General features: G+C 54.1%; 5 protein-coding genes and 1 pseudogene. 1 reads left to right on the top strand and 5 read right to left on the bottom strand.

Annotated elements, in window-relative coordinates; translation table 11 throughout:
- The 4 genes and pseudogenes from D1641_RS03040 to D1641_RS03025 all read right to left on the bottom strand — a co-directional run.
- Nucleotides 1–209 (bottom strand): annotated as a pseudogene (locus D1641_RS03040) (leucyl aminopeptidase); the annotation flags it as partial.
- 173 nt (nucleotides 210–382) lie between these two features.
- Nucleotides 383–1,801: a C69 family dipeptidase gene (locus D1641_RS03035; RefSeq protein ID WP_160662922.1), complete on the bottom strand. Its 1,419-nt coding sequence runs from the start codon at nucleotides 1,799–1,801 to the stop codon at nucleotides 383–385.
- A gap of 63 nt (nucleotides 1,802–1,864) precedes the next feature.
- Nucleotides 1,865–3,169, bottom strand: a complete 1,305-nt coding sequence (locus D1641_RS03030) for a Na+/H+ antiporter NhaC family protein (RefSeq protein WP_160662921.1) — start codon at nucleotides 3,167–3,169, stop codon at nucleotides 1,865–1,867.
- A gap of 49 nt (nucleotides 3,170–3,218) precedes the next feature.
- Entirely contained in the window at nucleotides 3,219–4,619 is a 1,401-nt protein-coding gene (locus tag D1641_RS03025; protein WP_160662920.1) for an amidohydrolase family protein, read from the bottom strand.
- Between the two features lie 201 nt (nucleotides 4,620–4,820).
- On the opposite strand from D1641_RS03025, the gene D1641_RS03020 reads away from it, so the two are divergent.
- Nucleotides 4,821–5,780: a LysR family transcriptional regulator gene (locus D1641_RS03020; protein ID WP_160662919.1), complete on the top strand. Its 960-nt coding sequence runs from the start codon at nucleotides 4,821–4,823 to the stop codon at nucleotides 5,778–5,780.
- Nucleotides 5,781–5,879: 99 nt separating this feature from the next.
- On the opposite strand, the gene D1641_RS03015 is transcribed toward D1641_RS03020, so the two are convergent.
- Nucleotides 5,880–6,884 (bottom strand): lipoate--protein ligase, encoded by a 1,005-nt coding sequence (locus D1641_RS03015; RefSeq protein WP_160662918.1) that lies wholly within the window; start codon nucleotides 6,882–6,884, stop codon nucleotides 5,880–5,882.
- Between the last annotated feature and the right edge of the window lie 33 nt (nucleotides 6,885–6,917).

The raw sequence follows: 6,917 nt of genomic DNA, 5'->3' as shown, positions 1-6,917 counted from the left end.
GTGGCCTTGTCCTTGCCGCGGATGGGCATCATATAGATCCCGTACTCCGCGCCGCAGTTCAGAGCCGCCGCTGCCATAGCGTTGGCCATGCGCATGTCCGTCTGGGGGTCGATGACGATCAGCACCTCTTCTCCCGGCTTCACCGCCATCAGGTTCGACAGGATGTAGTTTGCGCGCTCTACACATTCAATAATACGATTGTCTTCCATATAAATCCGCCTCTTTAATCTCCTATTTTGATTTGTGTCAGGGACTCCTGAGCACAGCCATAGTATATGAAATATAAAAATGGATTTCAACTGTCATGGAAAAACTTCAATATACCATAGATGGAGAGTTATACTGTTTTCCCAAGGAAATGCTTTGTCCCAAGTCTACGGTTTTACCACTCCAGGCTGCCCTTGGCAAAACAGCGATACAAACCTCCTGCAATGTCCCGGTGCAGCTTGTCCTCAACCTGCTTTGCCGTTCTCAGCGCCTCATAGTCCAGCGCGCCGGCAAAAGCGGTCAGTATTTCCTTGGCCTGCTCCGGGTCCCTGTTATAACAGGCAGCTGCCTCCCGCTCTGCAACAGACTGCATGGAAGCCGCTTTCCCCTCCAATTTTCCCCATACCTCTGTGACAACCGGGGAATAGGCGGAGAAATTGGTCATAGCCAGATTAGTGAGCTTACGGAAGCTCCAGTAAGCGGAGGAATCCTCACACTTGTCGCTGCCCTCCAGGAAGGCGGGGGCAATCTCGGTGATTCCATAGTGATGGGGCAGGAATGGGGCGGTCAGCGGAGAGCTCAGGCAGCTCCACAGCACACAGCCCAGATCCACCGGGACATCCCGACGCAGCTCAGTCACGGCTGAGTGGATACAATGGGGCACGCCGATGGGCCGGACCTCGTTGGCCACGCCCGACTCCTGGAACGCGCAGAAGTCGTTATCGCTGTTGTAATCCCGAAGCAGCTGCATCACCTGCTGCCTTGTGATTGGCCTGTCAGGTTTCATAAACGTGGGGTACTCCTCCAAATCGGGGCTGAAGCCGGCAGAGGGAGACAGGAGGTTAAGCGCGCGCCAGATACGCCTGGAGTTGTAAAAATAGGTGCTGGGCTCCTCCAGGAATTTCCGGCCAAACGCTCTTGCCCAGTGGAATGGCCCGGTATCGGGGTCCCAGAGGCCCTTGTCGATGACAAACTCCCGCAGGCCTGGGGAATAGAGGGTATTCTCCGTGTCGTCCCAGTCCACCTCGTTGATGCGGTAACCGTTGGACTGAACCAGGTAGCAGTCATCCGGTACTCGGACCGCCAGCCAGGTGCTCCCGCCCCCGCCCTCAATATACCACGACTCCTGTGCGTCAAAAACACCCACCGCGCAGGGGAAGCGGTTCCCATACTCTGTATAGTACCGGCCGATCCGCTCCACACATTCCCGCGCCGTCCTGCTCTGCGTCAGCGCTACAAAGCGAACGCCACCCGCAACCCCTTTTTCCACAATGGGGTCGGCCTGGGCCGCGCGGTCATTGCGGTCCACAGCCAGATTCTCGCCGCCCATCAGGCAGACGCCGTGTTCACTGATGGCAATCGTGTCCCCCGCCAGATTGCCGCGGAATGTTTTCAGCAGGAGGCAACGGGCGGTCTCTCCGGGCTGTGGGATAACCGGGCCCGTGGGTAATTGAATGGACGCACCCGGCTGGTGCCTCATATGGGGATATATCTCCAGAGAGGCTGCTTCATATCCATTCAGATCGTCATTGTGGCCGCCCAGCATCATTCCAGCCTCAAAAGAGTCCCTGCCGCCGATCAGCATAAAGCACATGGCTTGTTCTCCTTTCCCAAATATGTTGTTTTATTGTCTGTACTTAAGGCGCACCAGCTCCAGCTATCCAAACAGGATCGACGAGATCAGGCACACAATTAACACTGCCGCCACGACAATCCAGCCATGCTTAACCTGGGATTTCATATCGCCGGAGCGGGCTGTGCCTGTGGCTGCCACCATGTCCAGTCCCGGGTAAGCAAAAGAAGTCATTTGCGAGCCGATCAAAATAACCATAGCCCAGACATTCATACTCAGCCCGGTGGCTGTCACCAGCGGACGGAACACAGTGTCCATCATTACAGCCTGAGCCACCGCAGCGCCCTGGATGCCAAAGGTGCCAATGAGCGAAGCCAGCATGGCCAGTCCGACCTTTCCGCCGCCCTCGATCAGAGGGGTTCCAATCTCAACCAGCGCATCAAACGCACCGCTCTTTTGGATGAAATTCAGGAACGGGTCCATCAAGATAAACAGCATAAAAATCCAGAAATACTGGGCGCAGCCTTTCATAAACAGATTAATAGTTTTGTCGGCCTTAAAGCGGGCGCCGAAGCCGGTTGCCAGAACAGCCACCGTAATCACTGTGATCGCATGGGCAACGCCAAGCTTAAATATAATGCCGTAGGCTACCACAAGGAGCATGGCTACACTAAAAAACAAGGTCGCCCGCTTCGCCTCGGGAGCGGCTTGATAGTTGTCCACCGACAGCGCGGTCCCCTCGGGGTAATCAGTGACCCCAAGCGTAGCCTTCTGCACGCGCTTTGCATTGAAATAGGTAATAATCCACAGCGGAATACACACCGGCAGACTGGCTCGGAGCAGGACCTGGGGATAGGTCAAACCTGTCAGCTCCATGATAGTCACCATGGGCGGAGAAAACGGGCTGATAAACAGGCCGGTCACGCCTGCGGTCTGTATAATTACAGCCAGCGTACTGGAAGTCATGCCCACAGAGGCAACCAGAGGGATAATGATGGGGGCGATTACGGCGTTTCCGCCGGTAAGGGTGCTCAGCACCAGAACCATAAACATTGAGGTGAGCATTGAGGCCAGAATTGCCCTGTTTATGGAGTTGATTCCGATTTTGCGCACCATCAGGTAAACCAGGTTTTCCGCCACGCCGGACTCTTTCAAGATCAAGCCCAGGCCCGAGCCAATCATGATGATAAAGCCGACCTGTCCCAGAAATGAGCCCAATGATGCGGTCAGGATTGAACCAAATTGAAGCAGATTTGTCTTTGTCAGCACCGCTCCAACTACAAGACAGATAATCACGTTGACCAGTGGGTGGATATTCTTACGGAACGCCAGAATAATGTAAATAATCAGCGGTGCCAGGCCTAAAATAGGGGGTAAATTAAAAATCATACAAAAACCTCCTTACAAATCATCCACGATATTCTTTCTTTGGACTGCGTCAATCTCCCTCCTTTTGATAAAACCGTCCGGTCTCCGGGCTTATAACCTGATATGGAATCTGCTCTCTTCTGCATACCTCCTCCCCTTCTGGTGTCGTTATCAGGGTTCCGCCTCTGCCTACCACCTTTCCATCCATCAGAACAGGCCGTCCCTTGGCAAAGGTCATGACCGCATCTCCCTTCGCCAGGTCAACCACTGCGATATCCGCATCAGCGCCAATTCCAAGGTGCCCTTTAGACGGCATCGCAAACACTTGTGCGGGAGCTGTGGAGCATTTATATACCACTTCCTCCAGTGTTAAGTAACCCAGCTTGTAGTAACACAGCAGTCTGCGCAGCAGGCCGTTCCGCGGGAAGCCGCCACCATCCGTCGCCGCCATGTCGATCAAAAAGTCTCGGGAGCCAGGCTTGCGCTCCAACAGGCAGGCGGCGGCCACCATGGGCAGGTTGACCGGGAAGCTGACATGTACATCGGTTGTTCCCCGCTGCCAGTGGCGCAGCGCCTCTGCCCCCTCCAGCAGCTTGTTTTCCACCCCCACCGGCGCGATCACTTTTGAGACCCGATCCCGAATTGCCTGCTCCAGTCCATCCGTTGTGGTCGAATACCCAAAGGAACGCAGGCAGTTCTGCGTAATCTGGTCGTTCACCGTGTCGCCGGTACACCTGCCGCTGGTGCCGTTATTTACCGCCATGTGGGAGTCCGCGATAATGTTGGGGTTGTCTCTCAGCATCTGGAACGCATCCCGCAGCTCCTCCAGATAGCTGTAGCAGTTCCCTCGGCAGTACGCATTGACGTGAGCCAGCAGCAGGCGGTACCCCTTGGCACATTCCACGGCCTCGCGCATTCCATATATGTTGCTGCGATTTTCTGTGCTGCCGGCGTGCCAGGCGACAAACACCCTGCGTCTGTTGCACTCCTCCACGCAGAAGCGGGAGGCCTCCGGCGTAAGCGGGAAATGGCCGCCCAGCACCTTGAGGCCAAGTGCCCCGTCCCGCAGAGAGGACTCCAGAAAGGCCCGGACTTCCTTACGGGCCGGATTTGTCCCCAGGACTGCGGCGGGGGCGGCAGGGAGGCACCCAACATTCAGCCCACATCCATTGGGGACAACATGGGCCAGGATATCTGAAACAGGGCCGGCATAGTCGATCATTGTGGATACGCCGCTTGCGGCCGACATATAGTAGCCAGCCTGGCCTCCCAGGTCTCTGGTCACATGTACGTGCATGTCAATCACGCCGGGAAGGACCGTCTTTCCTGAGACGTCCCAAACGGTATTGCCGTCCAGGTTTTCTCCCAGAGCGGCTATCTTCCCCTCCTGAACCGCGATGTCGGTGAATTTGCGCACACGATTCTGGATATCCAGGAGGAGACCGCCCTTGAGAACCACATCATATTTCATAGTATCCCACTCTTTCTGGCGATTTACCGAATTTGGATTTTAGAACAATAAAACGGGTTGTTTCTTCGATAAGTATATCGTTTTCAACAATAGATGTATAGTATTATAAATAAATTGGTATTAGTCATAATCTGTAAATTATAATTAGGATTGCATTTTTCCCTCCGCTGTGCTATTCTCAAAGCAGGGAGGGAACAAGCTATGGATAATGAAATGAGATACGTCTATGAGGTGTATCGGGAAAACAGCTTTTCTCAGGCGGCAGAAAAGCTGTTTATCAGCCAGGCCGCCGTCAGCGCAATGGTACGAAAGGCTGAAAAAGAACTGGGCTGTCAGATTTTTGACCGCAGTACAATTCCCTTTACGCTGACAGAGGAGGGCCGTTTTTATATTGAAGCTGTGGAAAAGATTCTGCAGATCGAGCAGGACCTCAAATCCTACTTTGATGACCGAAAAAATCTGAACGTCGGTCGGCTATGTGTGGGGAGCTCATCCTTCTACAGCGCATATTTTTTAACGCGAATTGTAAAAGCCTTTCAAAAGAAATACCCGGGAATTTATGTGGAGATCAAGGAGGGCGATGGCCGCGAGCTCAACAATTTCCTGTTAGAAGGCTCTATAGATTTCCTGTTTGGCTCAATTCTTCACCCGAAGGTGGAGACTAAAAGCATAATCTATACACACGAGCACCTGATTCTGGCCGTGCCGGAAAAGTTTCCCGCCAATAAAATTTTGGCTCCTTATCAGATTACCTTCCAAAATATACAGAATAACGCCTTCCTTGACGATAAATTTCGCTCTGTTCCTCTGTGGGACCTGCGGGACTGCCCATTTCTCTCATTGACAAAAACAGGAAGCGACCTCTATCAGCGAACGATTGATATCTGCCGGAACGCAGGCTTTATGCCGAAGGTTGTCCAGTATTTTTCCCAGATCATGACCGCGTACTATGTGGCGGCGGTGGGCGGCGGAGCAACCTTTGTTCGCAGCTCCCTGTTTTCCATGATTCAGGAGCGGGAAGGCCTGGTGTATTATAAAGTAGACGATCCATTAGCAAAACGGCCAATTTATATTACCTATCGGAAAGACCGCTATATTAGCCGCGCCATGTCAGCTTTTTTGGAGTTTACAGCCGCGCTTCCTGCTCAGTACCGCATGTAGTCCGGCTGTTCAACAAACGCGCAGGTTATGCAGTGCAGAAGAAGCGGCAAAAAGCCAGACAGGAAATTCCTGTCTGGCTTTTTTGAATATTCGACCTCCCTATGCTTCGACCCTCTCCCCGGTCAACAGCTGGACAAGTATTTCTGAAGGGAGTCCCTTCACAAAGCGTGCCAGCTCCAGGCTGTTCAGCACAGCTTGAATATCCTCCGCCCGGGCCGGGCAGCCAATAAGCTGTGCGGTGAGGGTCCGGATATCCTCACTGCCGAAGAAGTCCCCCAGCAGCTGGAGCCCGCAGATTTTTCCCTCCCTGACCTCCATGGAGACCTCCACAACACCGCATCCCTCGATACGGCGGCGCCTGTTGATCCGGTACTGTGGGGAGTAGCCGTAGGTCCAGTCCCATCGGTCATAGCGGCTGCGCTGAATGAAAGCAATCTCCGCCAGCTCCCGCTCAGAGAAGCGGTATGACGCAGGAGAGGGGGACCCGAGAATTCTCTCCGCGATGATCGATTTAAATTGTTCCATAGTCACCGGCTCCGGCAGAAAATCAGATATATTCGCCACCCTGCTCTTCACCGAAGGGATGCCCTTCGACTGAATTTTGTCCTGGCTGACGCGCAGAGCGCCGGCCAGGACATCCAGGTTGGACCGAAAGAGCAGCGTCCCGTGGTGAAGTCTTCTGCCGTCCTTGATGTACTGAGAATTTCCGGAGAACTTCCGCCCTTGAATGGTCATATCGTTCCGGCCGTTCAGCTGCGCCTCGACGCCAAGGCTCCGGAGGGCCTTGATCACCGGCTGACAGAAGGTGGAAAAGCTGAGCTGCTCAGACTGTCCGGAATCGGTGATAAATGTGTAGTTCAGGTTGCCCAGGTCGTGGTATACCGCGCCGCCCCCGGAAAGGCGCCGGACAACCTGAATCCCCTGCTCCCGGACATACTGCTGGTTGATTTCAGAAATGGCGTTCTGATTTTTGCCAATAACGACCGTGTTGTGGTTTTGCCAGAGCATGAAATAGGCGCGGGTCCGGTCCATGCGGGAAAACACATATTCCTCCAGGGCCAGATTCCAGCGGGGGTCCGTACTGGAGGACTCGATATACTGCATGGCGGCCCGCTCCTCCTCTAATTGTCCGGCGGG

This window comes from Colidextribacter sp. OB.20 (assembly GCF_009911595.1).
GTDB lineage: Bacteria > Bacillota > Clostridia > Oscillospirales > Oscillospiraceae > Lawsonibacter.
The sequence above is the reverse complement of the archived record's forward strand: the minus strand, read 5'-3'. Positions and strand labels throughout refer to the sequence as shown.

Bases quoted from the DNA above. Each gene is read 5' to 3' on its own strand.
- D1641_RS03035 (WP_160662922.1), bottom strand. From the start codon at position 1,801: ATGTGCTTTATGCTGATCGGCGGCAGGGACTCTTTTGAGGCTGGAATG.
- D1641_RS03030 (WP_160662921.1), bottom strand. From the start codon at position 3,169: ATGATTTTTAATTTACCCCCTATTTTAGGCCTGGCACCGCTGATTATT.
- D1641_RS03025 (WP_160662920.1), bottom strand. From the start codon at position 4,619: ATGAAATATGATGTGGTTCTCAAGGGCGGTCTCCTCCTGGATATCCAG.
- D1641_RS03020 (WP_160662919.1), top strand. From the start codon at position 4,821: ATGGATAATGAAATGAGATACGTCTATGAGGTGTATCGGGAAAACAGC.
- D1641_RS03015 (WP_160662918.1), bottom strand. From the start codon at position 6,884: ATGCAGTATATCGAGTCCTCCAGTACGGACCCCCGCTGGAATCTGGCC.